Genomic DNA, 26545 nt, shown 5'->3' on the forward strand with positions numbered 1-26545 from the left:
AGCCCGGGGCTGGTCGGCCTGGGCGTCCGGTTAGCTGGGCGCGCCGGTCAGCCTCGGCGCGCCGGTCAGCCTCGGCGCGCCGGTCAGCCTCGGCGCGCCGGTCAGCCTCGGCGCGCCGGTCAGCCTCTGGGCGGCATGCCGTAGAGCCGCTCGACGTGCAGGCGTAGCACGATGCGGCCCTCGTCGACCATGGCCTGGCGGTACTCGTCCCAGTCGGGGTGTTCGCCGCTCAGCCCCCGGTAGAGCGCCACCAACTCCTCGACAGTCTCGTCGTCGAGTTCGGTGGCCGGCGGGGTCAGCTCGGCGCGACCGTCGACCACCGCGTACGCCCAGCCGTCCGCGCTGCTGACGTGGAAGCTGGCACGTGGGTCGCGGCGCAGGTTGGCGGTCTTGGCACGACCCTCGGTGACCGAGACCCGGATCAGGCCCGCGTCCCGGTCGAAGGAGTACAGCACCGTGGACAGCTGCGGACGCCCATCCCGCTTGATGGTGGCGAGCACGCCCATCGAGCGGCCGGCCACCAGATCGGTCAACGCCTGCTGGGTCCGGTCATCCGGCATGGTGTCCTCCAGGTTGGACGATCGTCTCCGACCCATCCAAGCACGACCTGCCGGCCGCCGCGGGCGACCACCCGGGACGGCAGGGCGACCACCCGGGACGGCACCAAGCCCCCGGGACGGCACGAGCCCTCGGAACGGTACCGAGCCCTCGGGACGGCACCGAGCCCTCGGGACGGCACCGAGCCCCCGCCGGCGAACGGCGAGGGCTCGGTGAGAGTTCGATGTTTCGGCGACCGTGCCGGTCAGCGGCGCTCGGCGGCGACCAGCTCGGCGAGTTGCACCGCGTTCAGCGCGGCGCCCTTGCGCAGGTTGTCGTTGGAGCAGAACAGCGCCAGCCCGTGCTCGACGGTCTCGTCGGCGCGGATCCGGCCCACGTAGGTCGGGTCCTGACCGGCGGCCTGCAACGGCGTCGGGACGTCGGTCAGTGCCACCCCGGGCGCGTCGGCCAGCAGTTCGTGGGCGCGCTGCGGGGTGAGCGGCCTGGCGAACCGGGCGTTGATCTGGAGTGAGTGCCCGGTGAAGACCGGCACCCGGACACAGGTGCCGGAGACCAACAGGTCGGGGATATCCAGGATCTTGCGGCTCTCGTTGCGGAGCTTCTGCTCCTCGTCGGTCTCGAACGAGCCGTCGTCGACGATCGAACCGGCCAGCGGGAGGACGTTGAAGGCGATCGGCTGCGTGAACGAGCGCGGCGCGGGGAACTCCACGGCCGACCCGTCGAAGGCCAGCCCGGCGGCGTGCTCGGCCACCTTGCGGACCTGCTCGTCCAGCTCGGCGACGCCGGCCAGCCCTGCGCCGGAGACCGCCTGGTAGGTGGAGACGACAAGACCGACCAGGCCAGCCTCGGCGTGCAACGGACGCAGCACCGGCATCGCGGCCATCGTGGTGCAGTTCGGGTTGGCGATGATGCCCTTGGGTCGGTTCAGGGCGGCGTGCGGGTTGACCTCGGCGACCACCAGCGGCACCTGCGGATCCATCCGGAACGCCGACGAGTTGTCGATCACCACGGCGCCGGCCTCGGCGACCCGGGGGGCCAACTCCCGGGCGGTGCCCTTACCGGCCGAGAAGAGCACGATGTCCAGCTCGGAATAGTCCGCGGTCGCGGCGTCCTCGACTGTCACCTCGCCGTCGCGCCACGGCAGCGTACGCCCGGCGGACCGCGCCGAGGCGAACAACCGCACCTGCTCCGCTGGGAACTCCCGCTCCGCCAGCACCTGCCGCATCACGCCACCGACCTGGCCGGTGGCACCCACAATGCCGATCCTCATGCCCGCGAGGCTACCGACCCCACCCCCGAAACCGGGACTCCTTTCCCACCCCCCGGGTCGACCTCACACCGCGCCCGACAGCCGTCGATCAAGAGATTTGCGTCAGGAATCGCGCTCCGGGTGACGCAAACCTCTTGATCAACGGCGTTTTCGGCGGGGCGGGTCAGGGAAGAAGGTCTCCCAGGGCGGTGGACTCCAGGTCCTCGCGGATCACTGCGGCGTCGCCCTCGATGACCAGGGTGAGGGCTTCCGGGTGCAGGTGGGTGGCTGCCGCCGCGGAGACCTGGTCCACGTCGGCGGAGAGCAGCGACTCGCGCAGCCGCGCGTGGTAGTCGTCCGGCAGGTCGTGCACCACCAGGGTGGTCAGCGCGGAGGCGATCGCCCGAGGGCTCTGCAACTCGACCGAGAGCTGCCCGGCCCGCCAGGAGCGGGCCACCTCCAGCTCCTCCTCGGTCACCCCGGTGGCCTGGGTACGGGTGATCTCGCCCACCGCCTCGACCAGGGCCGGCGCGGTGACCGCCGTCTGCACGCCGGAGCTGACCGCGAACCGACCGAACCGCCGCGACGCGGCGAAGTCGCCCCGGATGCCGTAGGTGTAGCCGTGCACCTCCCGCAGCAGGTGGTTGAGTCGGGAGGTGAACGCGCCGCCGAGCACCGTGCCGGCGAGCGTCATCGGCACGTAGTCGGGGTGCGCCCGGTGTGGTGACGGGTGGCCCAGCCGCAGCGTGGACTGCACCGAGCCGGGCCGGTCCACCAGGATGATCCGTCGACCGTCGTGCAACGGCACCTCGATGGGACCGCCCCGCTCGGCGGGACCACCACCGGTGCCGGCGAACGCCGCGGCGGCCAGCGCGTCCAGGTCGATCCGGTCCAGGTCACCGGCGACGATCAGGGTGCCGGGGCGCAGGAACCACTCCGAGTGGAAGACCGTGACGTCCTCCACGTCCAACCCGGCGACCGACTCCGGGTCGCCGTGCATCGGCCGCCCCCAGCGGTTCTGCGCGCCGAACAGATCGGCGCGCAGCGCGGCGTCGGCGCGCGGGCCGGGGTTGGCCCAGTCCATCCGGAGCGCGGTCGCCTCGTCGTCGCGGACCCGGCGTACGTCGGCGGGGTCGAGCTTCGGCGTCCGGACCGCCTCGGCGAGCAGTTCCACGGCGGCACTCAGTCGGTCCACCGGGATCACCACGCTGGCCTGGAACGAGTCCCAGTCCAGACCGGTCGACAGTGCGGTGCCGAGCCCTTCGACGGCGAGCGCGTACGCGGCGGCGTCCCGCTGCGCGGTGCCCTCCTCCAACGCCTTGGCCAGCACGCCGGACAGCCCCTCCTTACCGACCGGCTCCTGGCCCGCGCCCACGTCGAGCAGCAGCAGGGCCACGGCGAGGTTCTGCCCCGGCAGGTGCGCGGCGACGACCTGACCACCGGCCGCAGCGCGGCGGACCACCGGCGGGAACCGGTACGGGCGGGCGGCGCCCGGGCCGGGACGGTCGGCGATCAGCGTCATGAGGTCTCCTCGGGCAGGTAGGTCAGGGTCACCCGGTCGGTGGCAAGCACGTCGGCGGCGGCCTCGGCGATCTGCTCGGCGGTGACAGCGAGCAGGGCCGGCAACTGCTCGGCGATGCGGGCCGGGTCACCGAACTGCGTGGCGTACCGGCCGAGCAGGTCCGCGCGGCCGTCGACGGTGGACAGCTGACGCCACCACCCGGTGCTGAGCAACGCCTTGGCCCGATCCAGCTCGGCGGCGGTGACCGGCACGGTGGCCAACTCGTCGACGACCTCGGCCAGCCCTTCGGCCAGCCGCTCGGCGCTCACTCCGGGACGGGCGGTGGCGGTGGCGATCAGCGGTGCCGGGGCGTGTGCGAGGTCCACCCCGTACGCCCCGACCAGGTCCGGTTGCGCGATCCGCTCGCCGTCGGCGAGGCGCTGGTAGAGCCGGCTGCCCCGGCCGCTGCCCAGGATGGTGGCGAGCACGGTGATCACGTTGTATCCGGGAGTGCCGAACGGGTAGCTGCGGTGGGCGATGTAGACCCGGGGCGCCGGCACGTCGGCGCTCACCGACTCGACGGCCGTCTGCCCGGTGGCGGGGACGGTGCGGCCGTCCGGTGCCGCCGGGATGTCGTCGCGGGCGGGCAGCGCGCCGAAGTACTTGTCGGCGAGCGCGAACACGTCGGAGGCGGTGGCGTCGCCGACCACTGTCAGCACCGCGTTGTTCGGCGCGTAGTAGGTCTGGTGGAACGCCTGGAAGGTGGCCAGGTCGGCGGCGTTCAGGTCGGCCATCGAGCCGATCGTCGCGTGGTGGTAGGGGTGCCCCGGTGGGTAGAGCAGCGGCAGCAACCGCAGCCAGGCGTCGCCGTACGGCACGTTCTCGTAGCGCTGCCGGCGCTCGTTCTTCACCACGTCCCGCTGGTTGTCCAGCGTCTCCTGGGTGAGGGCGGGGACCAGGCCGCCCATCCGGTCGGCCTCCAACCAGAGCGCCAACTCCAGGTGCTCGGCCGGGACCGTCTCGAAGTAGTTGGTCCGGTCCGGGTTGGTGGTGGCGTTGAGCGAGCCGCCGGAGCCCTGAATCAACTTCATGTGCTCGGTCTTCGCCACGTTCACCGAGCCCTCGAACATCAGGTGCTCGAAGAGGTGGGCGAAACCGGTCTGCCCGGCCGGCTCATGTCGGGAGCCGACGTCGTACCAGAGGTTGACGGCCACTGCGGGCGCGGTGCGGTCCTCACTCACCACCACGCGCAGGCCGTTGTCCAGTCGGGACGTCTGAATGGGCCAGGGGTAACCGCTGTCGGGCATGCCCCGACGCTATCCGATCTCGGGGGCGGAAAGGTGACGTGCCGTCGGTCGGCGAGCCGACCCGGGCGGCATCGGAGCCGCCGCGCGGGGTACCGGAGAGCAATGACCGTCACCCCGCCTCCGATCCGGTCCGCCGGCCGGGCCGCCGCCGCCGTCGAACGCGCCGCCACCGCACTCGGCCGGCTGCGCCGCGGCCGGTTGCTGCATCCGGCCGGTCGCTCGTTCGTCGGCGAGACGGTGATCTGGGGTACGCCCGGACCGCCCACCGGGGTTGCTCTGCTGGACCAGCCCGGCCGGTACCGGACCACAGTCCGGCTCTCCAAGGGAACGCCCACGCCCGGCAGTTGGCCCGACGTCCTGGGCCTCGCGCTGCGCCTGCACAGCGACGGCGGCCGGCAGTTCGACCTGCTGGTCAGCTCCAGTGGCGCGGCCCCGGTGCTGCGGAACCTGCCGCTGCCGCGACGCCGCTTCACCGGCACGTACAGCACGATCACGTGCTATCGAGCGGGCCGACGCCGCCTCTGGCTGGCCGCGCTGGCCGATCCCGACTCGGCCGACCTCGGGCGCAGCCTGGCCGCGGCGTCCGCCGCGACCCGGACGGACACCCCGCGCCTGGTGCTCGCGGTCGCCTCGGCGGTGGGGCCGTGGCGACCGGTCGGGCAGGTCAGCCTCGGCGCCCAGCTCAGCACCGAGGAGGACGGGGCGCTCGCGTTCGACCCGGTGCGCAACCTGCCACCCGAACTGCGGGTGGCAGGTCCGCTGGCCTGGCTGCGTGACCAGACTTACCGGGGGTCGCGCCGGGCACGCGGGGCGACCGCTCAGTCCGGCGGTTCGACCGCCACCACCGTCTGATCCGAGGTACGCCGCTCCAGCACCGTGTCCGGAGCGGCGTTCTGGTCCGCGGTGCGGATGTCCGACTCGGCGAGGATGGCCTCCGCCTGCGCCTGCGGGTCGTCGCTGCCCACCGCCTTCTCCTCGGGCAGGAGGTGGTGCGCGCGGGATTCCACCCGGTCCTGATCGCTCTGCTCGTGTGTCATGGCACCCCTGTTACCCCGAGCGCGTCCCCGGCACGCGATCTCCGCCCCGCATCCTGGGACGACAGCACGGGTGAAGACGTCCGGTCGGGTACGCTGGCCCGGTGACGCGTTCCTATCGATGGTTTAGGCAGCCGGCTCGCACGCCGGTGACTTCACCATGAACTGATGTCACCACGGACCGAGCCGGCTGGGCAGGAGCTGTCGTTCCTGCCCTTTTGCGTACGAGCAGCCGGCTCGTCCCGGGCACCGGCCCCGGGCACGGTCGGCGAAAGGATGCCACCGTGACGACCCCGGAGACCGATCGGGTCAGCGATCAGCGGATCGACCGTGTCGTGCCGCTGACCACACCCGCCCTGCTGCACCACGAGTTGCCCCTGGACGCCCCGCTCGCGGCGGCCGTGCTGACCGACCGCCGTGCGGTCGGCCGCGTGCTGGACCGCGAGGACGACCGCCTGCTGGTGGTGGTCGGTCCCTGCTCGGTGCACGACCCGGCCGCCGCCCTGGACTACGCGCAGCGTCTGCGGACCGCAGCCGACCGGCTCGCCGACGACCTGCTGATCGTCATGCGGGTCTACTTCGAGAAGCCGCGCTCCACCGTCGGCTGGAAGGGCCTGATCAACGATCCCGGCCTGGACGGCAGCGGGGACGTCAACACCGGTCTGCGGTTGGCCCGGGCGCTGCTGCTCGACGTGCTCCGCCTCGGCCTTCCGGTGGGTTGCGAGTTCCTGGACCCGATCACCCCGCAGTACATCGCGGACACGGTGGGCTGGGGTGCGATCGGTGCCCGCACGGTGGAGAGCCAGGTGCACCGCCAGCTCGCCTCCGGTCTGTCCATGCCGATCGGCATGAAGAACCGCCCGGACGGCAGCATCGGCACGGCCGTCGACGCGATCCGCGCCGCCGGGGTGCCACACGTCTTCCCCGGTATCGACTTCTCCGGCACTCCGGCGATCATGCACACCCGAGGCAACACCGACGGGCACCTCGTGTTGCGCGGCGGGGGCGGCCGACCCAACTACGACGCCGAGTCGGTCGCCCGGGCACTCGACCTGCTCCGCGCCGCCGACCTGCCGGAGCGGCTGGTGATCGACGCGAGTCACGCCAACAGCGGCAAGGACCACCGTAACCAGCCGCTGGTGGCCGCGGACGTGGCCGCCCAGCTGGCCGCCGGCCAGCGTGGGATCACCGGCGTGATGCTGGAGTCGTTCCTGCTGCCCGGCCGGCAGGAGCTCGACCCGACCCGCAAGCTGGAGTACGGGCGGTCGGTCACCGACGCCTGCCTGGGTTGGGACGACACCGCCGAGGTGCTCGACCACCTCGCCTCGGCCGTGCGGGCCCGAAGGGCCACCCTGCCCACGGCGGTGTGACCGCCGACACCACGGCCGGCGGAACACGAACGGGGGGTCGGCTCGTTGACTGGGGTGTCGGTGTGTCCAGTGTCCCCGGGCCTCACCTAAATAGCCTTCGCGGAATACCGTCCGGCTGGAGCCGCGTAGTGCCACTCGCCGAGAGGCGACCTGCACACCGACACCAGCGCCGCCCCCGGCCCACAAGGCCGGGGGCGGCGCTGTCTGTCCGGTCCCTGGCCGGCACCGGCTCACCCGAGATGGCCGCACCATCACCCCAGCCAACGCCCTGCCCATCCCTCCCCCGCCCCGGCTCCGCCCGCCCCGCCCCGCCCCGGCTCTGCGCTGTGTCTCCCTTTGCTCTGCACCCCTGGGCGCACCACTCACAGAGGGTGACCGTCGCATCGGCGGGTGCAGAGCAAAGGAAGGGTTACGGGGCCGTCGACCAAGCGCGCAGACCCGCCGACGGGGTGACGTTTGACCGATTCCGCCCCGGGTAGCTGATCGAGGTGACCGACGACTCACCACTGGCCGACGAGCCGGACACCCGGGCACTCGACGACCTGCTCGACGGCATCTTCCGCGCGCAGGAGCGGGTTGAGCAGGCGGAGATCTACCGTCAGGCGGTGGCCGCGGAACTCCCGCCGGAGCTGCTCGCCCGCATCGACGCGCTCCCCGAGGGTGAGTACACGGTGGACGAGGCCAGTGACCTGCTGGGCGGCTCGGTCGGCTGAGCGACCGCGGAAGGGACACCGACATGACGCACCGCGAGGACCACGACGAGAAGGTGACGGCGCTGGGCCAGCCCCCGAAGGGCAGGGACACCACGCCCGAGCCGGACTTCGCCAACGAGCACGACCGCACGGCGGTGGATCGGGACATCATCACCGGGGCGGACGAGGACGAACGGGAACCGGAGTCGCCGCACGGTTGGTCCGGCATGCAGCGCTGACGCGTACGAAAAAAAGGGGGCCGGCTCGCGTCGGCCCCCTTTTTCTGGGGCTTTCAGTCGTCGTGCCCACCCTCGGCGGCCTGCTGCGCCGTCGCGTACGCCATCTGGAGGAAGTCGGACGCGGCGACCGCCGTCAGCGCGGTCGCCACCAGGCGGGTGAGCCGGGGCGCGAGCACCAGGCCACCGGTCAGCCCGGTGGCCACCCAGACTGCCAGGCAGAACGGGCAGCTCAGCAGCTCGCCGATGGCGTGCCGGGTGGGGCTGCCCGAGTCGCGGACCTGCTCCATCACCTCGCCGCTGCCGATCGGGCGGTCGTAGCGGGTGAACGGCGCCCGCAACGGGCTGGTCACCGCGTCCTTGGACAGCAACCGGCTCAGCTTGTGCGTGGCGATGGAGAGCAGCACCACGTCGGACGGCGCGGGACGCTCCGGCACCGGTCGGCCGGTCGCCTTGACCAGGCCGGCGAGAGCCCCGGTCACCCCGGCGTAGGCGCCCATCGCCACCAGGTAGCCGCCGAGCGGCCGGTGCTCGTGCGGCGCGTACGCCCGGCGCAGCCGGGCCGCCTTCTGCCGCAGGCCAGTGTCGCTCACCCGATCTCCTCACGTGTCGTGGTGGTGCGGGAGTGGTGGTGCGGGAACGGCGTCCCGCGAGGCCGGCTCAGCCGGCCTGGAGGTTGTCGGCGACCTCGCGTGCCAGGTTGGTGAGCGCCTCGTCGGCCAGTTGGTCCGGACCGGGCCCGCCGGACCCGTCGGCCAGGTCCAGCTGGATGCGCGCGCCACCGGAGTCGGCCGGCTCGACCCGGATCTCGGCGGACCAGTCGTCGGCGTCGCCGTCGCCCCAGCGGGCACGCAGCTCCTCGCCGCTGATCTCCGCGGCGGGGCTGCCGTCGCCGCGCAGCGGCTCCGGCAGCCAGGCCGAGGCCCGGTCGGGGTCGGTTGCCGTGCTGAAGACCACCTCGGGTGGCGCGGACATGCCGCGCACGGCGCGCGCCGGCATCAGGCGTCCCGCAGGCGGCTGGGATCGACCTCGCGACCCGGGTGTCGGGCCAGGTACTCGGTCTCCAGCTCCGCCGTGCGCCGGAGGTGGTTCGCGAGTGCGGAGTCGGCAGCGTGCCGCAGGGTGTCCAGGCGGGTTCGGTGCAGGCTGTGCATCTCGCGGATCAGGTCCTCGTCGGAAAGTTCCGTCGGGTCGATGCCGGGCAGGTCGTCGTCGAGGCCGGGAGCGCCGGCCGGGTCGGCGAGCTGTTCGCCGCCCCACTCGGGCACCCGCTGCTCCGGGCTCGTATCCGCGCTGCCGCTGGACGCAAAGCCGTCCTCACGTACCGATCCGGTCATGATCGCCCCCCTTGATCTCGTTTGGGCTGGCGTCTAAACGATTGCCCAGGCGCGGTGACGCCAAACCCAGCCGACAAGTCGACGACTACGACACGGTGTCGGAGACCGGTGGCGTCCCCGGTACCCTCAATGTCATGAGGCGGCTCTGGACCCCGGCGTGGATCGCACGCCACGTCGCCATGGTCGTGCTGGTCGTGGGTTTTCTCGGGTTGGGCTGGTGGCAGATCAGCCGGGCCACCGCCGGCAACAGCCTGAGCTGGGGGTACGCGGTCGAGTGGCCGATCTTCGCCGGCTTCGTGGTCTACGTCTGGTGGCGTGAGGTGAAGCTGGCCCGCCGCCGGGTGGCGGAGGCCGACGCGCCGTCCGCGGAGCAGGCCGTCGAGCCGGAGCCGGCGGTCACCAGCGGGTCCCGACCGGGGGTACGCCGACCGGTGCGGGTGCACCGGATGCCGGCCACCGGCGACGGCGTCGAGGACAACGACCTGGCCGCCTACAACCACTACCTGTCATGGTTGAACGCCAATCCGGGCGCCCGGCCCGGTGACTATCCCGGCTGAGCCGGGCTCGGAAGGACGGACGAAGGTGGGCGCTGCCCTTACCCGGTACCGCGTGATCGCCTGGATCGTGGGCGTGGTGCTGATCCTGCTGGTCGTGGTCGGCATGCCGCTGAAGTACGCGTTCGACAACCCGGTCGTCGTGGAGACGATCGGGCCGGCGCACGGCTTCCTCTACATGATCTACCTGGTGGCCGCGTTCGACCTGAGCCGCCGAGCCGACTGGCCGCTGAAGCGGATGCTGCTGGTGATGCTGGCCGGTACGGTGCCGTTCGTCTCGTTCTACGCCGAGCGCCGGGTCAGTGCCTGGGTGGCCGCGCCGCAGACCGAACGGACTCCGGAGCCCGTCCTCCCAGGCTGACGGTTGAGCGGGCGTGAAGATCGGTTACGCCGACCTTCACGCCGACCGCGCCGCATCAGCGGTTGGGCCGCCACGGCTCCGCTCCGGCGAGCGGGTCGACCCAACTGCCGTAGCGGTTGACCTCCCGGGCCCGCAGCAGCGACCGGGTGACCTGGCCGAACTGCCGTTCGTCGTCGGCGCTGAACAGCAGCATCTCCGAGCCCTGGTACCACCCCCACAGTTCGTGTGGCGGTGGGCGCCAGCGATCGCCGACCAGGGCGAGAGCGGCAGGGATCAGGAAAACCGCGCCGAGGATCAGGTACGCCCCGGCGGTGAGGCGGTGCAGACCGCCGGTGAAGCCCAGAAGCACCCCCACACCGCCGAGCATGCCGGCGGTGATGACCACGGCCCGGACGGCGATCCGGTCCTGCGGACCCCGGGTGGTACGCAGATGGGTCAGGTCGGCGACCCGGTAACTGTTCCGACCGATGGTGAACCGGTCGACGGTCACGATGATGCCGGGCCGCGCGTACAGCAGGGTCGACCGGGCACCCGTTCGCGGCGGTCGCGTCTTTGCGCCTTCACGATTCACGGTTCCTCCCGCAGGGGACGGTTGGCCGAGGGGCCCGCTGAGGACAGTCATCGCTGTCCGTCGACGGGATTCCCGGCTCCGGACTTCATTGTGTTGCGACGCCGCCAGTCGACCTGGGCATTTACCGGGTCACGACAGCTCACCCCGGCGGGGTGAGATCGCCGAGAAACCGCATCCATTTCAGCTTTTATCGGTTATGGACGGCAGGAATCCGGCGGCATAAGCCCGGAACGACGAAAGTCATAAATCTGTCAGTACGCCGTGAAAAGGACAATGTTCCCTCGCCCGCAGGCGTCATCAGCCACGATGGCGCCACCCAGCCCACCGGCCCGACCCGCAACTCTCCCAACTTTCGCCCCTGCTTCAACTGCGAGTCACATCAGTCTCGGGTTAGGTTGGGCGAGCCGGTCCGGCCCAGTGCCGTCCGCCCGGGTGGCCCCGGCCGGTGTCGTCGAGGGCGTCAGCAGCCCCGACGGCCGTGGGAGAGGGGCCTTCCGCTCTTGTCATCCCTGAGAAATCTGCTGCGCACCGTGGCGCTGGTCGGCATGTCGGCCGCGCTGATCGCCCCGACGGCGGTGGCCCAGGCCGAGCCGTCCCCCGCCGACCTGACCCGCCGGATCGAGACGTCCTCGGCCGAGTTGGAGCGGGTCGTCGAGTCGTACAACAAGTTGCGTGAGGAGATCAAGACAAACGAGGCCGCCGTGGCCCGATTACAGACCCGCATCGGCCCGCTCGAACAGCAGGTCGAGCAGAGCCGGGCCGACGTGGCCGAGATCGCCTCCACCGCGTACAAGAGTGGCGGCCTGCGCACCGCGGACGCCCTGCTGCGCGCGGGCGGCTCGACGGCGCTGCTGGATCGGCTCGGCACGATCGAGCAGTTGACCCGTCAGCGGCAGGAACGCATCTCCGGCTTCACCGCCGACCAGCGGCGGCTGCTCGACGAGAAGGCCCGGCTGGGCACGACCTTGACCCGGCAGGCCGCACAGGCCCGTCAGCTCGCCGCGGCCAAGAAGCAGATCGAACAGGACCTGGCCAAGCTGTACGAGCTGCGCCGGCAGGCGTACGGGGCCGCCACTGAGCGACCCGAGCCCAAGGCTGCGACGGCCGAGGCCAGGAACGTGCCCGCCGTGTCCGGTGCTGCCGGAACGGCGGTGCGCTACGCGTTCGGGGCGATCGGCAAGCCGTACAAGTGGGCGGGCGAGGGGCCGGACGGCTACGACTGCTCCGGGCTGACCCTGGCGTCCTGGCGGGCGGCCGGCAAGTCGCTGCCGCACAGCGCGCGGATGCAGTGGGGCGCTGTCGCCCACATCGGGCGGAGCGAGCTACGCCCCGGCGACCTCATTTTCTACAGCGGGCTCGGGCACGTCGCCCTCTACGTCGGCGACGGTCAGGTGATCGACGCGCCCAGCGCCGGTCGCAACGTGCTCAAGCGTGGCATGAACATGATGTCCATCCACGGTTACGGCCGGGTTCGCTAACCACGGTCATTGACGGCGAACGGCCGGCGTCCCCCTATCGGACGCCGGCCGTTCGCCGTCATTACTACCAGGTCAGGCTGCCTGCAGCCCCTCCGCCCGGGCCAGCTCACGGAGCCGGCCGAGAGCCTGGATCTCCAGTTGCCGGATCCGCTCGCGCGACAGCGAGAACCGTGACGCGACCTCGGTGAGCGAGTGCTCCCGGCCGTCCTCCAGCCCGTAGCGGGCCCGCATGATGCCGGCGGACCGGTCGTCGAGGTGGTTGAGCAGCCCCTCGATGCGCTGCCGCTCCAGGCCACTGAGAACGATGTCCTCCGGCGACGGCGCGTCACTGTCGGCGACCAGGTCACCGAGGTTCGTGTCGCCGTCGTCGCCCACCGGGGTGTCCAGCGAGACGGTGTCCTGCGACCAGCGGCGCAGCTCGTTCACCCGCTCGACGGTGACGCCGAGGGCGTTGGCGATCTGCTCCGGCTCCGGGTCGCTGCCCAACTCACGGGTCAGCTGCCGGGCCACGTTGCGCATCCGGTTGACGTCCTCCACCAGGTGCACCGGCAGTCGGACGGTGCGCTCCTGCTGGGCGATCGCCCGGCTGATCGCCTGGCGGATCCACCAGGTGGCGTAGGTGGAGAACTTGTAGCCACGTTCGTAGTCGAACTTCTCGACCGCCCGGACGAGGCCGGTGTTGCCCTCCTGGATCAGGTCCAGCATGGGCATCCCCGAGCGCACGTAGCGCCGGGCGATCGACACGACCAGTCGGAGGTTGGCGCGGATGAAGAGGTCCTTCGCCCGCTCGCCCTCGACGACCAGCCATTCCAGGTCGGCCCGGTCGACACCGGCGGGAACGGCTTCCTCACCGAGCAGGTGCTCGGCGTAGAGGCCGGCCTCGATCGCCTTGGAGAGATCGACCTCCTTGGCGGCGTCCAGCAGTGGCGTCCGGGAGATCTCGTGCAGGTAGACGCCGACCAGGTCGCGCTCCTCGGCAACCTCGTCGGTTCGCATGCCGATGTTCTTGTCCACGTTGCCCACGGTCCCCTCGCTCGCGCCGGTTGCCCGGTTCCTTGCCATTCCCCACACCTGTCAGCCCCTGGTAACTTCTGCTGTGCCCATCGGTGCTGACACCTACACAACAGATGAGACGTGTCGGGGATTCCTCGTCGTGAGTCGAAAGTGTCACGAATGCCTGAGTAGTAGCTGAGAGCACGGTCCATGTTTGCTGTCAGCACCCGTCGGGTTGCTCGCCACTGGGCACCACGTACGGGTTACCGCACCATGGCAACACCGCCCGTCGCGGGGGCACAGCGACCCGGATCACCACCACGATGCGATCCTGGTCACTGCCAGATACGCACCGGTGAGCCGGTCGGTTCATTCAGGGGGGTGTTATTACCCCCCGGCCAGATGAACAATCCGAGGGCCCATTCGCTTCCCGGGGGACGGGTGGCGCTATGAGGTGAGCAGGGCGAGGGCGCCGCGCACCTGGTCCGCCGAGCGGGCCAGCGCGGCCCGGGCGGCGTCGATCTCGGCACCCGAGACGAGGGCGACGAGCGCCGTCTTCAGGTCCCCGTCGGCCTCGGTGAGGGCCTGCCGGGAAAGCTCCTCCGAGCAACCGGTGGCCTCGACCAGAATCGAGATCATTCGTCCGCGGAGTTTCGCGTTGGTGGCGACCATATCGATCATGAGGTTCGAGTAGACCCGCCCCAGACGCACCATGACGGCGGTCGAGAACGTGTTGAGCACCAGTTTCTGTGCCGTGCCCGCCTTCATCCGGGTCGACCCGGTGACCACCTCGGGTCCGGTGTCCACCCCGATGAACACGTCGACCGACCGGGCGGCCTCCGCCTCCGGATTGGCGCAGAGCAGCACCGTCGAGGCCCCCTTGGCGCGGGCCGCGGACAGCGCCCCAAGGACGTACGGGGTGCGTCCGCTGGCCGCCAGACCAACCACCAGGTCTCCGGCCCGTACACAACTGGCCGCTTCGACCGCGCCGCCCCGGTCGTCGTCCTCGGCGTCCTCGACGGCCCGCCACATGGCGTCCGGGCCTCCCGCGAGGTGCGCGCAGAACCAGTGTCGGGGCGAGTTGAAGGTGGGGGCCAGTTCGGCCGCGTCGAGCACGCCCAGGCGGCCGGAGGTGCCGGCCCCGAAGTAGTGCACCCGGTGACCGCCGCGTAGCGCCGCAACAGCCAGGTCGACGGTGGTGGCGATCTCGTCGAGCACCGCGGCGACCGCCGCGGGCACCCGCCGGTCCGCCTCGTTGATCACGGTGAGCACGTCCCGGGTCGACATCAGATCAAGGTCGACGCTGAGCGGGTTTCGCCGTTCGGTGGGGGCACCCACCCGGACCGTGGGCCGAACGGGCCGTGCGGGCATCTCCGCACCGGCCGTCATGCCCGCCTCCGGTTGGCACCCACCCGGTGCGACTGGACCGCCTCGGCGGTCGCCTCCAGGGCCTTGCGGGCCCGGGCCCGGTTGCGGGCGGCCACCCCGACGAAGAGGCAGTCGACCACTGTGAGCTGGGCCAGCCGGCTGGCCGTCGCGCCGGAGCGGTAGGTCGTCTCCCGGGCCGCCGTGGTCAACACGAAGTCCGCCACGTCGGTGATCGGCGAGCGCGGGAAGTTGGTCAGTGCCACGGTCACGGCACCGCGGGTACGGGCCTGCTCCAGCACCTCGATCACGTCGGAGGTGGTGCCGGTGTGCGAGATGCCGATCGCCACGTCTCCCCGGCCCAGGAGGGCGGCCGAGGTCAGCGCGGTGTGCACGTCCGGGAAGTAGAAGGCGATGCGGCCGATGCGGTGCAGCTTCTGCTGGAAGTCCGAGGCGACGAACCCGCTGGCGCCGGCTCCGTAGATGTCGATCCGAGCGGCGCCGCTGATCGCCTCGACCACCTGCTCGCAGACGGCGGGGTCGAGTTGCTCGGCGGTCTCCTCGACGGCGCGAGCGTCGTTGAACGCGATGGTGGCGATGATCTGGGCGAGGTCGGCACCGGGCGGGATGTCACCGCCGACCACGCGGGCGTCCGGTGGCTCGATGCGGCGGGCGGCCTCGGCGGCGAGACGGATGCGCAGTTGGGGGTAACCGTCCATGCCCACCGAGCGGCAGAACCGGATGACTGTCGCCTCGGATGTCTCGGCTGCGGTGGCGAGGTCGGTGATTGTCCGCCGGGCGGCGGCCGCCGGGTCGGAGACGACCAGCCGGGCGACCCGCTGCTCGGCGGGCGACAGCGACGGCAACAGCCCGCTGATGTGGACGATCAGCCCACCGGGCTCGTGACTCGCAGAAATCTTCGGACTCTTCGCCACGGGTGAAACTTACTTTCACCAAGCGTGAGCGTCAACCATGACTGTCCGACGTGGGGGAAACTTCGATCGCCGGGATCACCGGTCCCGCACAGCCTGCCACTTCCGCAGGATCGCCGCCTCATCCGCCGGGTCGAGTCCACCCTGCCGGACGGCCGCCGGGTGTGCGGCCATCCACGACGCGGTCGCCCGAACGGTATCGGCCAGCGGACGGACGGTCAGACCGGCGTCCAGGGCCGGTCGAACGTCCCGGTCCATCAGGCCGGCGGTCTCCGGCAGTCGCACCCAGAGCGGCAGCGCCCGCTCCCCCGACCACTCGCGTACGTCGTGGGACAGCAGGAACTCCTGGTCGACCCAGGTGAGAGCCGGATCGGCGACGCCCAGCCCGGCGGCCACCCCGACCAACAGATCGGCCCGGGACATCGCCGGACCGGAGCCGTCGTACGTGCCGCTGAGGCCGGTGCCGGCGGCGTGCAGCAACCAACGCGCCAGATCGGCGACGTCCACGAACTGCACCCGGTCGGTCGGACGCCCGGGGGCCAGCACCTCACCACCGGCCGACAGCCGCCGCACCCAGTACGGAAAACGATCGCTCGGATCCTCCGCACCGACGATCAGCCCCGCCCGGCAGATGAACGAACGGCCCACGCCCACCCGCTCCCGGACCAGCTCCTCGATGCTCACCTTGCACTCGCCGTACCAGCGGTGATCCGGGCCGACCGGACCGTCCACGTCCGGCGGGGCGGGCGCCAGGATCGGCGCGTCCGCAGCGGTCTGGCCCGGGGTGGTGTCATCCGCGTACACCGAGATCGTCGACACGAACGACCAGTGGCCGACGTGGTCGGCGAGCGCGGCGAGCGCGTGCCGGGCGTGGCTGATCTGGCGGGTCACGTCGACCACGGCGTCGAAGCCCGCGGCGGCGAGCGGAACGAGCGACTCCGGATCATCCCGGTCGGCCACCACGAACCGCGCCCCGGCCGGCACCGCCCCGGACACGCCCCGGGCCGCGCAGGTCACGTCGTGCCCCTGCTCCACGGCGAGCTGGGCCGTGGCCCGACCGAGAAACCTGGTGCCACCGAGAATGAGGATCCGCATCCGCCGATCCTGCGCCCCGACACCCGAACAACCCAACACATTCTGCCCATGGCAGACCTCGATCAAGAAACATCACCCCGCCTCGCCCCGCTGCCGTCCTGCCCCCGCTCCCCCGAGCCTCCCTTTGCTCTGCACCCGTACTCGCGCCACCTACCGCCCCCCGTTCACCGAGCGTGACTGTCGCCTCGGCGGGTGCAGAGCAAAGGGGGATTCTCGCGGCAATGGACCCCGAGCGCGGGCTCCCGCGACCACCGACCACGAGCGCAGGTCGGCGCGGGGGACGGTAGGGGTATTAGCGTGAGGCGCATGGCGGAGCGCAGCGTGTTGGTGACCGGGGGTTCCGGCGGGCTCGGCGGGGCGGTCGTCACCGCGTTCGTCGAGGCGGGCTGGCGGGTGGTCGTACCGGAGCGGAAGGCCCGGCCCGGGTCGGAGCCGGCGGTGGCCGGACTGGTCCGCGTGGTCGCGGACCTGGGCGAGGCGGCGGGCGCGGCGCAGGCGGTCGAGGCCGCGGCCGGCGAACCGGCGGCACCGCTGCGGGCGGTGGTCAACCTCGTCGGTGGGTACGCCAGCGGCGGGTTGGTGCACGAGACCCCGGTCGAGGAGTTCGAACGGATGCTCACCGTCAACCTGCGGCCGACCTATCTGGTCACCCAGGCCGCGCTCCCGCACCTGGTGGCGTCCGGCGGCGGCGCGGTGGTCTGCGTCTCGGCCCGCGCGGCGGTCACGCCGTTCCGCGGCGCGGCCGGCTACTCGACGGCCAAGGCGGCGGTGCTGGCCTTCGCCAACGCGGTCGCGGTGGAGTACCGCTCGCAGAACGTGCGCTGCAACACCGTCCTGCCCAGCGTCATCGACACGCCGGCGAACCGGGCCGCCCAGCCCGACGCCGACCATTCCCGCTGGGTCACCCCGGCCGAGATCGCGCCGGTGATCCGGTTCCTCGCATCGGTGGATTCCGCCCCGACCAGCGGCGCCACGGTGCCGGTCTACGGGCGGGCCTGAGCCACCACCGGGCCGAGGTCCTCTCCGCCCGGGGCGGACGGCGGTAGCCAGGTCTCCAGGTGCGCCTGGATCTGCTCGGTCACCTCCTCGGCCGGGCGGCCCGCGTCCACCAGCACGAAGCTGGGGTACTCGGGCAGTGCCCGGTAGGCGGTGTCGGCGGCGGTCAGCCACCCCATCGTCTCGTGGTCGGTACCGCGTTCCTCAATGCGCCGGTACGCCTCCGCCGGGTCGACGGCGAGCAGGAAGGTCACCTGCGGCGTCGGGAACAGCCGGTAGCCGGCCCGGGCGAGCCGCTCCCAGCGCTGCCCGCCGTGCGCGCGGATGGACGCGTACTGACAGGCCGAGTAGCGGTCCATCACCGCCGTCCGGCCGGTGAGCAGACAGCTGATCAGGGCGATGGCGATGGCGAGCCAGCGCAGTACCGACTCCACCGCCAGCACGCCGTCGCGGCCGACGAGCCGCTGCGCGTCCGGCCGGCCGAGGCGTTGGGCGATCCGGCCGAGCCAACGGCGACCACTGGCGTTGCGGCGGTAGGTGGCGGGGCGCCCGGCGGCGGTCAGCGCGTCGGCCAGCCGGTGTGCCTGTGTGGTCTTACCCGAACCGTCGATCCCGATCAGGGCGACGGTGCGCAATCGGGCCTTGCGTCGTCGCATCCCCGATGATCTGGCCACTCTCCACAGGTTATCCGACCCACGCACGTGGTCCGCGAGGTTTGTGGTGCTTTATCCCGGTTGACGCCCGACCGAGACACCCGCAGGTGTGGACGACCGGAATGCCGGGTACCGGAGTTCGAAATCCAACCGCCGGTCCACCAACACGACGACGGAGGAACCCAGATGGCTGAGCGCGGAGACGAGAGTCTGGTGCACACCCTCAAGAAGGTCGCCGCCGTGCTCAAGCAGTCCGAGATTCCGTTCGCCCTTGGCGGCAGCTTCGCGGTCTACGCCCACGGGGGGCACTCCAGCGATCACGACGTCGACTTCCTGATCCGCGAGGCCGACGTGGAAGACGCGTTGGAGGCCCTGGTGGCCGCCGGTTTCGTCGCCGAGCGTCCGCCGGAGGACTGGCTGGTGAAGGTCTTCGACGACGGCCGGATGGTGGACCTGATCCACCGGCCGATCGAGACGCCGGTCACCGAGGAGACGTTCGCCGACACCGTCATCCGACCGGTGGACGCGATCCGCATGCCGGTGCTGTCCGCGACCCAGCTGATGGTGCACAAACTGCTCAGCTTCTCCCAGCACTACTGCGACTTCGCCCGCGGTCTGCCGCTGGCCCGCTCACTGCGGGAGCAGATCGACTGGGAACGGGTACGCAAGGAGACGCAGCACTCGCCGTACGCCGAGGCGTTCCTGGTGCTGCTGGACCGGCTGGAGGTGGTGTCGGCCGCCGACACCCAGTCAGGAGAGGGGACATCGTGACCCATCATCGCGACATCGACACCGGGCCACCCGACGAGTACGTCGAGGCGGAGATCCAACGGCTGCTCGTCGAGGACCCCGCCGTCGCCGAACAGGGGATCACAGTGGTTCGACGGGAACGCGCCCTCGTGCTCTACGGCGAGGTCGAGAGTCCGCAGCGGCGGGAGGAGATCCTGCGCCGGGTGTCCGAGCGCTTCCCGGACGTGCCGGTCACCAGCGACATCGGGGTGATCCGCGCCCAAGCGCCCACGGAGATCGAGCAACTGCCCTGAGGGAGGTTCCATGGTGATCCGGATTGCCGCTGTGGGCGACGTGCATCTGGACGAGGACGTGGTCGGCCGGTTCCGACCGGCGCTGGAGGAGCTGCCGGAGTGCGCCGATGTGCTGCTGTTGGCCGGGGATCTGACCCGGCACGGCACCGAGGCCGAGGCGCGCTGCGTGGCAGAGGAGTTCGGCGGGTTGGCCGTACCGGTGGTGACCGTGCTGGGCAACCACGACCACCAGTGTGACCAGGTGCCACAGGTGACCAAGGTTCTGGAGGACGCGGGCATCACGGTGCTGGAGGGCAACGGCGTCGTGCTGGACTGCGCGGGCGGCCGGCTCGGCATCGCCGGCGTCAAGGGCTTCGGCGGCGGGTTCGCCGGGCGGTGCGCCAGTGACTTCGGCGAGCCCGAGATGAAGGCCTTCGTGCGCACCACCACCGAAAGCGCGGACCGTCTCGGCGCGGCGCTGCGCTCGCTGGACTGCGACATGCTGGTCGCGCTCACCCACTACGCGCCGGTGCCGGACACGCTGGCCGGCGAGCCGTTGGAGATCTACCCCTTCCTGGGCTCGTACCAACTGGGGCAGGCGATCGACTCGGCGCCCACGGCGCTGGCCGTGCACGGGCACGCGCACGCCGGCACCGAGCGCGGCACGACCCCCGGAGGGGTACGCGTCCGCAACGTCGCGCACCCGGTGATCAAGCAGGCGTACAGCGTCTTCCACGTTGGCGATCAACTTGACACCGACCAGGTTTCCCCGATCGGCCAGTCGGGTAGTCAGAGGTCATGGAGCTGATTCTCTGGATTCTCGCAGTCGTACTCGTGGTCGCCGGCATCCTCGCGCTGTTCCGCCGGCAGATCCTGTGGGGCATCGTCCTCATCGTCGTCGGGCTGTTGGTCGGCCCGGGTGGCGTCAGCATCTTCAATTAGCGCTCTCACCTTCAACACCGGGACCCGTCGGGGTCGCCGCGACCGGAGCTTCGTCCTCCCGACAGAAGCACCGGCCGCGGCGATCCCGGCGCTTTTTTGTAGCTGGCCGGCCCGGTGAACCGCCCCTCCGCTCGGCGGTTTGAGCGGGCGCCGAGAGGAAATATCTCGACCATGGAGATATCTCGGGACGCGTCGGCGACGTCCGGGCGCCGCGCGTGGTGGGCCCTCGCCGGCTTCGCGGCGGCGGTCTTCGTCGCGGCCGCGATCGGCGGCCTGGGTGTGCAGGGCACCACCGAGGAGTACGCGAACCTGCGGCAGCCCGGCTGGGCCCCGCCCTCGTGGCTCTTCGGCCCGGTCTGGTCACTGCTCTACGCGCTGATCGCGGTGGCCGGCTGGCTGGTGTGGCGCCGGGTCGGCTTCTCCGCCGCCCTCTGGGCGTGGACCGCCCAACTGGTGCTCAACGCGATCTGGACCCCGCTGTTCTTCGGCGCCGGGCAGTACGGTCTCGCGTTCGCCGAGATCGTGCTGATGTGGCTGGCGATCGGCCTGACCGTGGTGCTGTTCGCCCGGGTGTCCCGGGTGGCGATGGCGCTGCTGCTGCCGTACTGGGCCTGGGTCACCTTCGCCGCCGCGTTGAACCTGTCGATCTGGCAGCTCAACAACTGACCGCACGGTCCCCGGCGGCGGCGCCCGCCGGGGACCGTGACCGTCACCGGGTCAGCAGCGGGGCACGCCCGGGATGTAGCCGTCGGAGCCGGTGTAGACGTACGCGTCGGCGATGTAGCGGCCGGAGCCGATCCGGTCCCAGATCGAGCTGGTGCCGTACGTGCCGGTGACCGTGGTGCCACTGGTCTGGCAGGCGATCGTCACCCGGGTGCCGTCCGCGACGGTGCCCACCGAGGCGTACCCGGTGCCGGGCCCGGAGCGGACGGTCAGTGGCGTGCCGCTGGTGTCGACGGTGCCGTTGCCGCTGCCCGAGGAGCACCCGTTGTCACTGGTGTAGTTCTTGGTGCCCCAGTAGAGCGCGAGGGTGCCGTTGAAGCGGACCTGGATGTCGCCGCCGTTGAGGCGCTGCTCGTAGTGCAGGTGGGGGCCGGTCGATCCACCGGTGCTGCCGACCCAGCCGAGCACCTTGCCGTACCCGACCGTCTGCCCGACCGAGACGTTGAAGCCGTTGAGGTGCGCGTAGTAGGTGCTGTAACCGCCGCCGTGGTTGATCCGGACGTACTTGCCGTAGCTGGTGCCACCGAGGTCGGTCACCCGGTCGACGGTGCCCGGGGCGCTGGCGACCACCGGGTCGCCCAGGTCGTCCGTGCGGTTGAAGTCGACCGCGTTCGCCGGGCTGTGGCCCGACCGGGTCTGCCCGGACCAGGACTGGCCGCACGGGAACGGCACCTTGAAGGTCGGCGCGGCCAGGGCCGGGGTCGCCGGCACCAGCGCTCCCCCGACGAGGAGACCCGTCACCAACAGGCTGATCCACCGCTTTCGCATACAGCTCCTCCTATGTCGAAAACCTTCGATCCGGTGGGGCTAGCCTGACAGATATCGTCAATCTTCGAAAGAGTCCTCAGCCTGTCCCGCAAACGCGCCCACCAGGCAGCCCGCAGGTTTCCGGATTGTTACTCGCTCGTGTCTGACAGGGGGTGGACCGGGCCGGATGCAAGCGCTTACATGTGTGCACGCCCAATCGGACCGGCGACGGGTCACCAACGAAGACCGCGCCGGCTAGGAAGGAGGACGGCATGGCGGTCTTTACCAGACCACGCCAGGCCTTCGTGATCGCCGGTGTAGTCGGGCTGGCGCTCAGCGCCACCGCCTGCGGTACCGGCGACGACAAGAAGAGCAGCAAAGCGGGTTCCGCGGAGTGCGCCGCATACGACAAGTACCAGGGCCACGACGGCAAGAAGGTCTCCATCTACGCGTCCATCCGTGACGCCGAGGCCGACCTGCTGGAGCGGTCGTGGTCGCAGTTCACCGACTGCACCGGCATCGAGATCGACTACGAGGGCAGCGGCGAGTTCGAGGCGCAGCTCCCCGTCCGGGTCGACGGTGGCAACGCCCCCGACATCGCCTTCGTGCCGCAGCCGGGCCTGGTGAAGCGGTTCGCGGACGCCGGCAAGCTGAAGTCCCTCGGCGCCGACACCAAGGCCCTCGCCGAGCAGAACATGCCGGCCGACTGGCTGAAGTACGGCACCGTCAACGGGACGCTCTACGGCGTGCCGCTCGGCGCCAACGTGAAGTCCTTCGTCTGGTACTCGCCGAAGACGTTCAAGGAGAAGGGCTGGGAGGTTCCGACCACCTGGGACCAGCTCATCGCCCTGAGCGACAAGATCGCCGCCAGCGGCACCAAGCCGTGGTGCGCGGGCGTCGAGTCCGGTGACGCCACCGGCTGGCCGGCCACCGACTGGATCGAGGACGTGGTCCTGCGTACGCAGGGTCCCGAGGTCTACGACCAGTGGACCACCCACGCCATCCCGTTCAACGACCCGAAGATCGTCGACGCGGTCGACCGCGCCGGCAGCATCCTCAAGAACGAGAAGTACGTCAACGGCGGCTTCGGCGGCGTCAAGAGCATCACCACCACCGCCTTCCAGGAGGCGGGCCTGCCGGTGACCACCGGCAAGTGCGCGATGCACCGACAGGCGTCGTTCTACGCCAACCAGTTCCCCGAGGGCACCAAGGTGGCCGAGGACGGCGACGCGTTCGCCTTCTACTTCCCGGCCATCGACCCGGCCAAGGGCAAGCCGGTGCTGGGCGCGGGCGAGTTCGTCGTCGGCTACGCCGACCGTCCCGAGGTCCAGGCCGTGCAGACCTACCTCGTCTCGGCGGAGTACGTGAACAGCCGCGCGAAGCTCGGCAACTGGGTCACGGCGAACAACAAGCTGGACATCAACAACGTCGCCAGCCCGATCGACAAGCTCTCCGTCCAGATCCTGCAGGACAAGACGGGCACCTTCCGCTTCGACGGATCCGACCTGATGCCGGCCGGCGTCGGTGCGGGAACGTTCTGGAAGGGCATGATCGATTGGCTGAACGGCAAGGCGACCGTCCCGGTGCTCCAGGGCATCGAGAGCAGCTGGCCTAAGTGATCCCGGCGGTGGCCCGGTCCGCGTTCGCGGGCCGGGCCACCGGCCGAGGTGGACCCGGAAGGGAGGGTTGATGAAGTTCGACTTCGCCGATCAGCAGCCGAAGTTCCTCATGCTGATGTACGGGCTGGTCGCCTTCGTGGTGGTGGTTGGCGGTCTGCTCCTGCTGCTCGACGTGGTACCGGCCTGGTTCGCCCGGCGACGGGAGGCACAGCTCGTCGCCGCCTCGACGGGTGGTGCTCCACTCCCCCGCCGACTCAAGCAGCGGGAGGGGGTCTTCGCGTTCTTCTTCCTGTTGCCGACCCTGCTGCTGCTCGTCATCGGTCTGGTCGTGCCGGCCATCCGCACCGTGCTGCTCTCCCTGATGGACAGGACCAGCACGGAATGGGTGGGGCTGGAGAACTTCGGCTGGATGTTCTCCGACGACGCCATCGTCCGGGTCCTGATCAACACCCTCATCTGGGTGCTCCTCGTGCCACTGGTGGCGACCGGGTTCGGCCTGATCTACGCCGTACTGGTGGACAAGGCCCGGTTCGAGGCCGTGGCCAAGTCACTGATCTTCCTGCCGATGGCCATCTCCTTCGTCGGCGCCAGCATCATCTGGAAGTTCGTCTACGCCTACCGGGGTGACGGGGACCAGATCGGTCTGCTCAACCAGATCGTGGTGAGCCTGGGCGGTGAGCCCAAGCAGTGGCTCCTCGAATCCCCCCTCAACACCCTGCTGCTGGTCGTCATCATGATCTGGATCCAGGCCGGTTTCGCCATGGTGGTGCTCTCCGCGGCCATCAAGGCGATCCCCGGCGACATCGTCGAAGCCGCCCGGCTCGACGGGGTCAGCCCGTGGCAGATGTTCTGGCAGATCACCATGCCGAGCATCCGACCGGCGCTGATCGTCGTGATGGTGACCCTCACGATCGCCACGCTCAAGGTCTTCGACATCGTCCGGACCTCGACCAACGGCAACTACGACACCAGCGTGATCGCCAACGAGATGTACAACCAGGCGTTCCGGTACAGCGAGAACGGGCGCGGTTCCGCCCTCGCGGTCTTCCTCTTCGTCCTGGTCATCCCGGTCGTGATCTACCAGATCCGTAACCTCCGTCAACAGCGGGAGGGCTGAGATGACCACCGCAACGCCCACCGTCGCCGCCGGCGCCCAGAAGACCGGCGGCACCCCGACCAGCGCGGCCGGCCGGGTCCGCAAGCGGTTGAACAGCCGTACCGCGACGCTGGTCTCGATCGTCATCGCGGTCGTCTGGACGATCCCGACCTTCGGCCTGCTCGTCTCCTCCCTCCGACCGGAGGACGAGATCAAGACCACCGGCTGGTGGACGGCCTTCACCAACCCCCAGTTCACGTTCGAGAACTACGAGCAGGTCCTGTTCGGGCGGTCGGGGTCCTCCGGGCAGCTCGCCGGTTCCTTCATCAACTCGCTGGCGATCACCATCCCGTCGGTACTCTTCCCGCTCGCCTTCGCGTGCCTCGCCGCGTACGCCCTCGCGTGGATCAACTTCCGCGGCCGGGACTGGCTCTACATCGCGATCTTCGCGTTGCAGATCGTGCCGCTGCAGATGGCCCTGGTGCCGCTGCTGAGGTTCTTCTCCACCGGGGTCACCGTCGGCGGCGTCACCCTGATGCCCGCCTGGGACCTGGTCGACGAGCAGAAGTTCGCCCAGGTGTGGTTCGCCCACACCTGCTTCGCGCTCCCGTTCGCCGTCTTCCTGCTGCACAACTTCATCTCGCAGCTGCCGGGTGACCTGATGGAGGCGGCCCGCGTCGACGGGGCCACCCACCCGAAGATCTTCCGCACCATCGTGCTGCCGCTGATCACCCCGGCGCTGGCGGCATTCGGCATCTTCCAGTTCCTCTGGGTCTGGAACGACCTGCTGGTGGCGCTGATCTTCGCGGGCGGCGGCAACGAGACCGCCCCACTCACCGTCCGGCTCGCCGAGATGGCCGGCACCCGGGGCAACGAGTGGCAGCGCCTCACCGCCGGCGCGTTCGTCAGCATCGTCGTACCCCTCATCGTGTTCCTGTCCCTGCAGCGCTTCTTCGTGCGAGGTCTGCTCGCGGGCAGCGTCAAGGGCTGACCCGAGCGCCCGCCGCCGCCTGGCCCCTCGGGCGGCGGCGGGCGCTCCGGGCACCGAGCGGGGGAAACCGTGACGAGGATCGATGATGTGGCCCGGCTGGCCGGTGTGTCCACGGCCACCGTCTCGCGGGCGCTGCGCGGACTACCGACGGTCTCGGCCGCCACCCGACGCCGGGTGCTCGCCGCCGCCGAGCAACTGGACTACGAGGTCTCGCCGAGCGCGTCCCGGCTCGCCGGGGGCCGGACCGGCACGGTGGCGGTGGTGGTCCCCCGGATCACCCGCTGGTTCTTCAGCACCGTCGTCGAGGCGGTCGAGGAGTACCTCCACCAGTCCGGCTACGACCTGCTGCTCTACAACCTGGGCGGCCGGGAGCAGGTCCGCCAGCGGGTCCTGCGGACGGCCAACCTGCACAAGCGGGTGGACGCCATGATGCTGGTCGCCACACCGCTGCGTCCGGCCGACCTGACCGCGCTGGCCACGCTGGAACTGCCCGGCGTCACCATCAGCTCGGGCAGCCGGGTGCCGAACTGGCCGTGCGTACGCATCGACGACGTGGCGGCCGCGCGGGTCGCGACAAAGCATCTGATCGACCTCGGCCATCACCGCATCGCCCACATCTCCGGCGACCCGGACGACGAGTTGGCCTTCACCACCCACCTCGACCGACGGCGGGGTTACCAGGCGGCACTACGCTCCGCCGGCCTGCGACCCGACCCCACCCTGGACATCGAGTCCACCTTCACCATCGACGGTGGCAACCGGGCCGCGGCCGAATTGCTGGCCCGCGGCGAGCCACCGACCGCGATCGTCGCCGCCTGCGACGAAATGGCGATGGGCGCGATGACCGCCCTGCGCGACGTCGGACTGCGGGTGCCGCAGGACGTCAGCGTGGTCGGCATCGACGACCACGACCTGGCCGGCGTGCTCGGGCTCAGTACCGTCGCCCAGCCCGCTGCCGAGCAGGGCCGGCTGGCCGCCCAGATGTTGCTCGACCCGCTCGGCGCCCGACCGCCGGGGCCCGTCGTCAGTCAACGGGGCGCCGGTTGCGACACTCCGGTGGTCCTGCCCACCCGGTTGGTGGTCCGGGACTCGACAGCACCGCCCCGGGCACACTGAAATCCAC

General features: G+C 70.8%; 32 protein-coding genes. 17 read left to right on the forward strand and 15 right to left on the reverse strand.

Features of this window, described 5'->3' with window-relative positions; translation table 11 throughout:
- Positions 1-119: 119 nt before the first annotated feature.
- The 4 genes from ACZ6NZ_RS28080 to ACZ6NZ_RS28095 form a co-directional block, all read right to left on the reverse strand.
- Positions 120-560 carry a PPOX class F420-dependent oxidoreductase gene (locus ACZ6NZ_RS28080; protein WP_465861127.1) on the reverse strand — a complete coding sequence of 147 codons (441 nt, stop codon included), beginning with the start codon at positions 558-560 and terminating at the stop codon, positions 120-122.
- A 242-nt stretch (positions 561-802) separates the two neighbouring features.
- Complete coding sequence (locus ACZ6NZ_RS28085; protein WP_465860970.1) at positions 803-1828, reverse strand: aspartate-semialdehyde dehydrogenase; 1026 nt, start codon at positions 1826-1828, stop codon at positions 803-805.
- 163 nt (positions 1829-1991) lie between these two features.
- Positions 1992-3329: a M16 family metallopeptidase gene (locus tag ACZ6NZ_RS28090; protein ID WP_465860971.1), complete on the reverse strand. Its 1338-nt coding sequence runs from the start codon at positions 3327-3329 to the stop codon at positions 1992-1994.
- A complete protein-coding gene (locus tag ACZ6NZ_RS28095; protein ID WP_465860972.1) occupies positions 3326-4615 on the reverse strand; it encodes a M16 family metallopeptidase in 1290 nt (429 codons plus the stop codon). The genes ACZ6NZ_RS28090 and ACZ6NZ_RS28095 overlap by 4 nt, the downstream gene beginning before the upstream one ends.
- A gap of 102 nt (positions 4616-4717) precedes the next feature.
- Here ACZ6NZ_RS28095 and ACZ6NZ_RS28100 point away from each other — a divergent pair, with 102 nt between their 5' ends.
- A complete protein-coding gene (locus tag ACZ6NZ_RS28100) occupies positions 4718-5467 on the forward strand; it encodes a phosphodiesterase (protein ID WP_465860973.1) in 750 nt (249 codons plus the stop codon).
- Here the strand turns inward: ACZ6NZ_RS28100 and ACZ6NZ_RS28105 are convergent.
- Positions 5434-5652, reverse strand: coding sequence for a hypothetical protein (locus tag ACZ6NZ_RS28105; RefSeq protein WP_366608120.1), 219 nt, complete (start codon positions 5650-5652; stop codon positions 5434-5436). The genes ACZ6NZ_RS28100 and ACZ6NZ_RS28105 overlap by 34 nt on opposite strands.
- Before the next feature lie 281 nt (positions 5653-5933).
- On the opposite strand from ACZ6NZ_RS28105, the gene ACZ6NZ_RS28110 reads away from it, so the two are divergent.
- The 3 genes from ACZ6NZ_RS28110 (at position 5934) to ACZ6NZ_RS28120 (ending at position 7950) form a co-directional block, all read left to right on the forward strand.
- On the forward strand, positions 5934-7019 hold the full coding sequence (locus tag ACZ6NZ_RS28110) for a 3-deoxy-7-phosphoheptulonate synthase (protein ID WP_465860974.1): 1086 nt from the start codon (positions 5934-5936) through the stop codon (positions 7017-7019).
- Between the two features lie 479 nt (positions 7020-7498).
- Positions 7499-7732: a hypothetical protein gene (locus ACZ6NZ_RS28115; protein ID WP_465861128.1), complete on the forward strand. Its 234-nt coding sequence runs from the start codon at positions 7499-7501 to the stop codon at positions 7730-7732.
- Between the two features lie 23 nt (positions 7733-7755).
- On the forward strand, positions 7756-7950 hold the full coding sequence (locus tag ACZ6NZ_RS28120; protein ID WP_465860975.1) for a hypothetical protein: 195 nt from the start codon (positions 7756-7758) through the stop codon (positions 7948-7950).
- Between the two features lie 53 nt (positions 7951-8003).
- Here the strand turns inward: ACZ6NZ_RS28120 and ACZ6NZ_RS28125 are convergent, their stop codons facing one another.
- The 3 genes from ACZ6NZ_RS28125 to ACZ6NZ_RS28135 form a co-directional block, all read right to left on the reverse strand.
- Positions 8004-8540 carry a DUF1360 domain-containing protein gene (locus ACZ6NZ_RS28125; protein ID WP_355008951.1) on the reverse strand — a complete coding sequence of 179 codons (537 nt, stop codon included), beginning with the start codon at positions 8538-8540 and terminating at the stop codon, positions 8004-8006.
- Between the two features lie 67 nt (positions 8541-8607).
- Entirely contained in the window at positions 8608-8946 is a 339-nt protein-coding gene (locus ACZ6NZ_RS28130) for an SRPBCC family protein (protein ID WP_238678168.1), read from the reverse strand.
- Positions 8946-9287 carry a DUF6158 family protein gene (locus ACZ6NZ_RS28135; RefSeq protein ID WP_465861129.1) on the reverse strand — a complete coding sequence of 114 codons (342 nt, stop codon included), beginning with the start codon at positions 9285-9287 and terminating at the stop codon, positions 8946-8948. Before ACZ6NZ_RS28135 ends, ACZ6NZ_RS28130 begins: the two co-directional genes overlap by 1 nt.
- Before the next feature lie 131 nt (positions 9288-9418).
- On the opposite strand from ACZ6NZ_RS28135, the gene ACZ6NZ_RS28140 reads away from it, so the two are divergent.
- Together ACZ6NZ_RS28140 and ACZ6NZ_RS28145 are read left to right on the forward strand one after the other, a co-directional pair.
- Positions 9419-9841: a hypothetical protein gene (locus tag ACZ6NZ_RS28140; RefSeq protein WP_465860976.1), complete on the forward strand. Its 423-nt coding sequence runs from the start codon at positions 9419-9421 to the stop codon at positions 9839-9841.
- A 25-nt stretch (positions 9842-9866) separates the two neighbouring features.
- Positions 9867-10199 carry a DUF3817 domain-containing protein gene (locus ACZ6NZ_RS28145; protein ID WP_465860977.1) on the forward strand — a complete coding sequence of 111 codons (333 nt, stop codon included), beginning with the start codon at positions 9867-9869 and terminating at the stop codon, positions 10197-10199.
- 55 nt (positions 10200-10254) lie between these two features.
- On the opposite strand, the gene ACZ6NZ_RS28150 is transcribed toward ACZ6NZ_RS28145, so the two are convergent.
- A complete protein-coding gene (locus ACZ6NZ_RS28150) occupies positions 10255-10770 on the reverse strand; it encodes a DUF6232 family protein (RefSeq protein ID WP_465860978.1) in 516 nt (171 codons plus the stop codon).
- Between the two features lie 500 nt (positions 10771-11270).
- Between ACZ6NZ_RS28150 and ACZ6NZ_RS28155 the strand changes: the two genes are divergently transcribed.
- Positions 11271-12248, forward strand: coding sequence for a C40 family peptidase (locus tag ACZ6NZ_RS28155; protein ID WP_465860979.1), 978 nt, complete (start codon positions 11271-11273; stop codon positions 12246-12248).
- A gap of 72 nt (positions 12249-12320) precedes the next feature.
- On the opposite strand, the gene ACZ6NZ_RS28160 is transcribed toward ACZ6NZ_RS28155, so the two are convergent.
- The 4 genes from ACZ6NZ_RS28160 to ACZ6NZ_RS28175 all read right to left on the reverse strand — a co-directional run bounded on the left by ACZ6NZ_RS28160 (position 12321) and on the right by ACZ6NZ_RS28175 (position 16633).
- On the reverse strand, positions 12321-13310 hold the full coding sequence (locus tag ACZ6NZ_RS28160; protein WP_091405669.1) for a sigma-70 family RNA polymerase sigma factor: 990 nt from the start codon (positions 13308-13310) through the stop codon (positions 12321-12323).
- 378 nt (positions 13311-13688) lie between these two features.
- Entirely contained in the window at positions 13689-14630 is a 942-nt protein-coding gene (murQ, locus tag ACZ6NZ_RS28165; RefSeq protein ID WP_366608111.1) for an N-acetylmuramic acid 6-phosphate etherase, read from the reverse strand.
- Positions 14627-15541, reverse strand: a complete 915-nt coding sequence (locus tag ACZ6NZ_RS28170; RefSeq protein WP_355008959.1) for a MurR/RpiR family transcriptional regulator — start codon at positions 15539-15541, stop codon at positions 14627-14629. Before ACZ6NZ_RS28170 ends, murQ begins: the two co-directional genes overlap by 4 nt.
- A 75-nt stretch (positions 15542-15616) precedes the next feature.
- Entirely contained in the window at positions 15617-16633 is a 1017-nt protein-coding gene (locus ACZ6NZ_RS28175) for an NAD-dependent epimerase/dehydratase family protein (protein ID WP_465860980.1), read from the reverse strand.
- 306 nt (positions 16634-16939) lie between these two features.
- On the opposite strand from ACZ6NZ_RS28175, the gene ACZ6NZ_RS28180 reads away from it, so the two are divergent.
- Entirely contained in the window at positions 16940-17632 is a 693-nt protein-coding gene (locus ACZ6NZ_RS28180; protein ID WP_465860981.1) for an SDR family NAD(P)-dependent oxidoreductase, read from the forward strand.
- Here ACZ6NZ_RS28180 and ACZ6NZ_RS28185 read toward each other — a convergent pair.
- Positions 17617-18285, reverse strand: a complete 669-nt coding sequence (locus ACZ6NZ_RS28185) for a nucleoside/nucleotide kinase family protein (RefSeq protein ID WP_355009013.1) — start codon at positions 18283-18285, stop codon at positions 17617-17619. The two genes, ACZ6NZ_RS28180 and ACZ6NZ_RS28185, sit on opposite strands and share 16 nt — an antisense overlap.
- Before the next feature lie 141 nt (positions 18286-18426).
- On the opposite strand from ACZ6NZ_RS28185, the gene ACZ6NZ_RS28190 reads away from it, so the two are divergent.
- From ACZ6NZ_RS28190 to ACZ6NZ_RS28210, 5 genes are all read left to right on the forward strand, one after another.
- Positions 18427-19053 (forward strand): nucleotidyltransferase family protein, encoded by a 627-nt coding sequence (locus tag ACZ6NZ_RS28190; RefSeq protein WP_465861130.1) that lies wholly within the window; start codon positions 18427-18429, stop codon positions 19051-19053.
- Positions 19050-19325, forward strand: a complete 276-nt coding sequence (locus ACZ6NZ_RS28195; RefSeq protein ID WP_366608107.1) for a hypothetical protein — start codon at positions 19050-19052, stop codon at positions 19323-19325. The genes ACZ6NZ_RS28190 and ACZ6NZ_RS28195 overlap by 4 nt, the downstream gene beginning before the upstream one ends.
- A gap of 10 nt (positions 19326-19335) precedes the next feature.
- Entirely contained in the window at positions 19336-20112 is a 777-nt protein-coding gene (locus ACZ6NZ_RS28200) for a metallophosphoesterase family protein (protein WP_465860982.1), read from the forward strand.
- Positions 20103-20246 carry a GPGG-motif small membrane protein gene (locus ACZ6NZ_RS28205; protein ID WP_007464364.1) on the forward strand — a complete coding sequence of 48 codons (144 nt, stop codon included), beginning with the start codon at positions 20103-20105 and terminating at the stop codon, positions 20244-20246. Before ACZ6NZ_RS28200 ends, ACZ6NZ_RS28205 begins: the two co-directional genes overlap by 10 nt.
- A gap of 171 nt (positions 20247-20417) precedes the next feature.
- A complete protein-coding gene (locus ACZ6NZ_RS28210) occupies positions 20418-20912 on the forward strand; it encodes a TspO/MBR family protein (RefSeq protein ID WP_465860983.1) in 495 nt (164 codons plus the stop codon).
- 51 nt (positions 20913-20963) lie between these two features.
- On the opposite strand, the gene ACZ6NZ_RS28215 is transcribed toward ACZ6NZ_RS28210, so the two are convergent.
- Positions 20964-21737 (reverse strand): M23 family metallopeptidase, encoded by a 774-nt coding sequence (locus ACZ6NZ_RS28215; protein WP_465860984.1) that lies wholly within the window; start codon positions 21735-21737, stop codon positions 20964-20966.
- Between the two features lie 251 nt (positions 21738-21988).
- Between ACZ6NZ_RS28215 and ACZ6NZ_RS28220 the strand changes: the two genes are divergently transcribed.
- The 4 genes from ACZ6NZ_RS28220 (at position 21989) to ACZ6NZ_RS28235 (ending at position 26538) form a co-directional block, all read left to right on the forward strand.
- Positions 21989-23335, forward strand: a complete 1347-nt coding sequence (locus ACZ6NZ_RS28220; protein ID WP_366608103.1) for an ABC transporter substrate-binding protein — start codon at positions 21989-21991, stop codon at positions 23333-23335.
- A gap of 70 nt (positions 23336-23405) precedes the next feature.
- Complete coding sequence (locus ACZ6NZ_RS28225; RefSeq protein ID WP_366608102.1) at positions 23406-24452, forward strand: carbohydrate ABC transporter permease; 1047 nt, start codon at positions 23406-23408, stop codon at positions 24450-24452.
- Position 24453: 1 nt separating this feature from the next.
- Positions 24454-25422 carry a carbohydrate ABC transporter permease gene (locus ACZ6NZ_RS28230; RefSeq protein WP_366608101.1) on the forward strand — a complete coding sequence of 323 codons (969 nt, stop codon included), beginning with the start codon at positions 24454-24456 and terminating at the stop codon, positions 25420-25422.
- A gap of 69 nt (positions 25423-25491) precedes the next feature.
- The gene (locus tag ACZ6NZ_RS28235; RefSeq protein ID WP_366608100.1) at positions 25492-26538 is read left to right on the forward strand and encodes a LacI family DNA-binding transcriptional regulator; all 1047 of its coding nucleotides are present in this window, start codon (positions 25492-25494) and stop codon (positions 26536-26538) included.
- Positions 26539-26545 lie beyond the last annotated feature (7 nt).

Source organism: Micromonospora sp. NPDC047756, from assembly GCF_055587245.1.

What these genes read in the sequence shown, in the direction of transcription:
- ACZ6NZ_RS28205 (WP_007464364.1), top strand. Translation starts at nt 20,103, where the DNA reads ATGGAGCTGATTCTCTGGATTCTCGCAGTCGTACTCGTGGTCGCCGGC.
- ACZ6NZ_RS28130 (WP_238678168.1), bottom strand. Translation starts at nt 8,946, where the DNA reads ATGCCGGCGCGCGCCGTGCGCGGCATGTCCGCGCCACCCGAGGTGGTC.
- ACZ6NZ_RS28090 (WP_465860971.1), bottom strand. Translation starts at nt 3,329, where the DNA reads ATGACGCTGATCGCCGACCGTCCCGGCCCGGGCGCCGCCCGCCCGTAC.
- ACZ6NZ_RS28200 (WP_465860982.1), top strand. Translation starts at nt 19,336, where the DNA reads ATGGTGATCCGGATTGCCGCTGTGGGCGACGTGCATCTGGACGAGGAC.
- ACZ6NZ_RS28175 (WP_465860980.1), bottom strand. Translation starts at nt 16,633, where the DNA reads ATGCGGATCCTCATTCTCGGTGGCACCAGGTTTCTCGGTCGGGCCACG.
- ACZ6NZ_RS28215 (WP_465860984.1), bottom strand. Translation starts at nt 21,737, where the DNA reads ATGCGAAAGCGGTGGATCAGCCTGTTGGTGACGGGTCTCCTCGTCGGG.
- ACZ6NZ_RS28085 (WP_465860970.1), bottom strand. Translation starts at nt 1,828, where the DNA reads ATGAGGATCGGCATTGTGGGTGCCACCGGCCAGGTCGGTGGCGTGATG.
- ACZ6NZ_RS28080 (WP_465861127.1), bottom strand. Translation starts at nt 560, where the DNA reads ATGCCGGATGACCGGACCCAGCAGGCGTTGACCGATCTGGTGGCCGGC.
- ACZ6NZ_RS28185 (WP_355009013.1), bottom strand. Translation starts at nt 18,285, where the DNA reads ATGCGACGACGCAAGGCCCGATTGCGCACCGTCGCCCTGATCGGGATC.
- ACZ6NZ_RS28230 (WP_366608101.1), top strand. Translation starts at nt 24,454, where the DNA reads ATGACCACCGCAACGCCCACCGTCGCCGCCGGCGCCCAGAAGACCGGC.
- ACZ6NZ_RS28225 (WP_366608102.1), top strand. Translation starts at nt 23,406, where the DNA reads ATGAAGTTCGACTTCGCCGATCAGCAGCCGAAGTTCCTCATGCTGATG.
- ACZ6NZ_RS28180 (WP_465860981.1), top strand. Translation starts at nt 16,940, where the DNA reads ATGGCGGAGCGCAGCGTGTTGGTGACCGGGGGTTCCGGCGGGCTCGGC.
- ACZ6NZ_RS28160 (WP_091405669.1), bottom strand. Translation starts at nt 13,310, where the DNA reads ATGGCAAGGAACCGGGCAACCGGCGCGAGCGAGGGGACCGTGGGCAAC.
- ACZ6NZ_RS28100 (WP_465860973.1), top strand. Translation starts at nt 4,718, where the DNA reads ATGACCGTCACCCCGCCTCCGATCCGGTCCGCCGGCCGGGCCGCCGCC.
- ACZ6NZ_RS28105 (WP_366608120.1), bottom strand. Translation starts at nt 5,652, where the DNA reads ATGACACACGAGCAGAGCGATCAGGACCGGGTGGAATCCCGCGCGCAC.
- ACZ6NZ_RS28120 (WP_465860975.1), top strand. Translation starts at nt 7,756, where the DNA reads ATGACGCACCGCGAGGACCACGACGAGAAGGTGACGGCGCTGGGCCAG.
- murQ (WP_366608111.1), bottom strand. Translation starts at nt 14,630, where the DNA reads ATGACGGCCGGTGCGGAGATGCCCGCACGGCCCGTTCGGCCCACGGTC.
- ACZ6NZ_RS28140 (WP_465860976.1), top strand. Translation starts at nt 9,419, where the DNA reads ATGAGGCGGCTCTGGACCCCGGCGTGGATCGCACGCCACGTCGCCATG.
- ACZ6NZ_RS28095 (WP_465860972.1), bottom strand. Translation starts at nt 4,615, where the DNA reads ATGCCCGACAGCGGTTACCCCTGGCCCATTCAGACGTCCCGACTGGAC.
- ACZ6NZ_RS28210 (WP_465860983.1), top strand. Translation starts at nt 20,418, where the DNA reads ATGGAGATATCTCGGGACGCGTCGGCGACGTCCGGGCGCCGCGCGTGG.
- ACZ6NZ_RS28220 (WP_366608103.1), top strand. Translation starts at nt 21,989, where the DNA reads ATGGCGGTCTTTACCAGACCACGCCAGGCCTTCGTGATCGCCGGTGTA.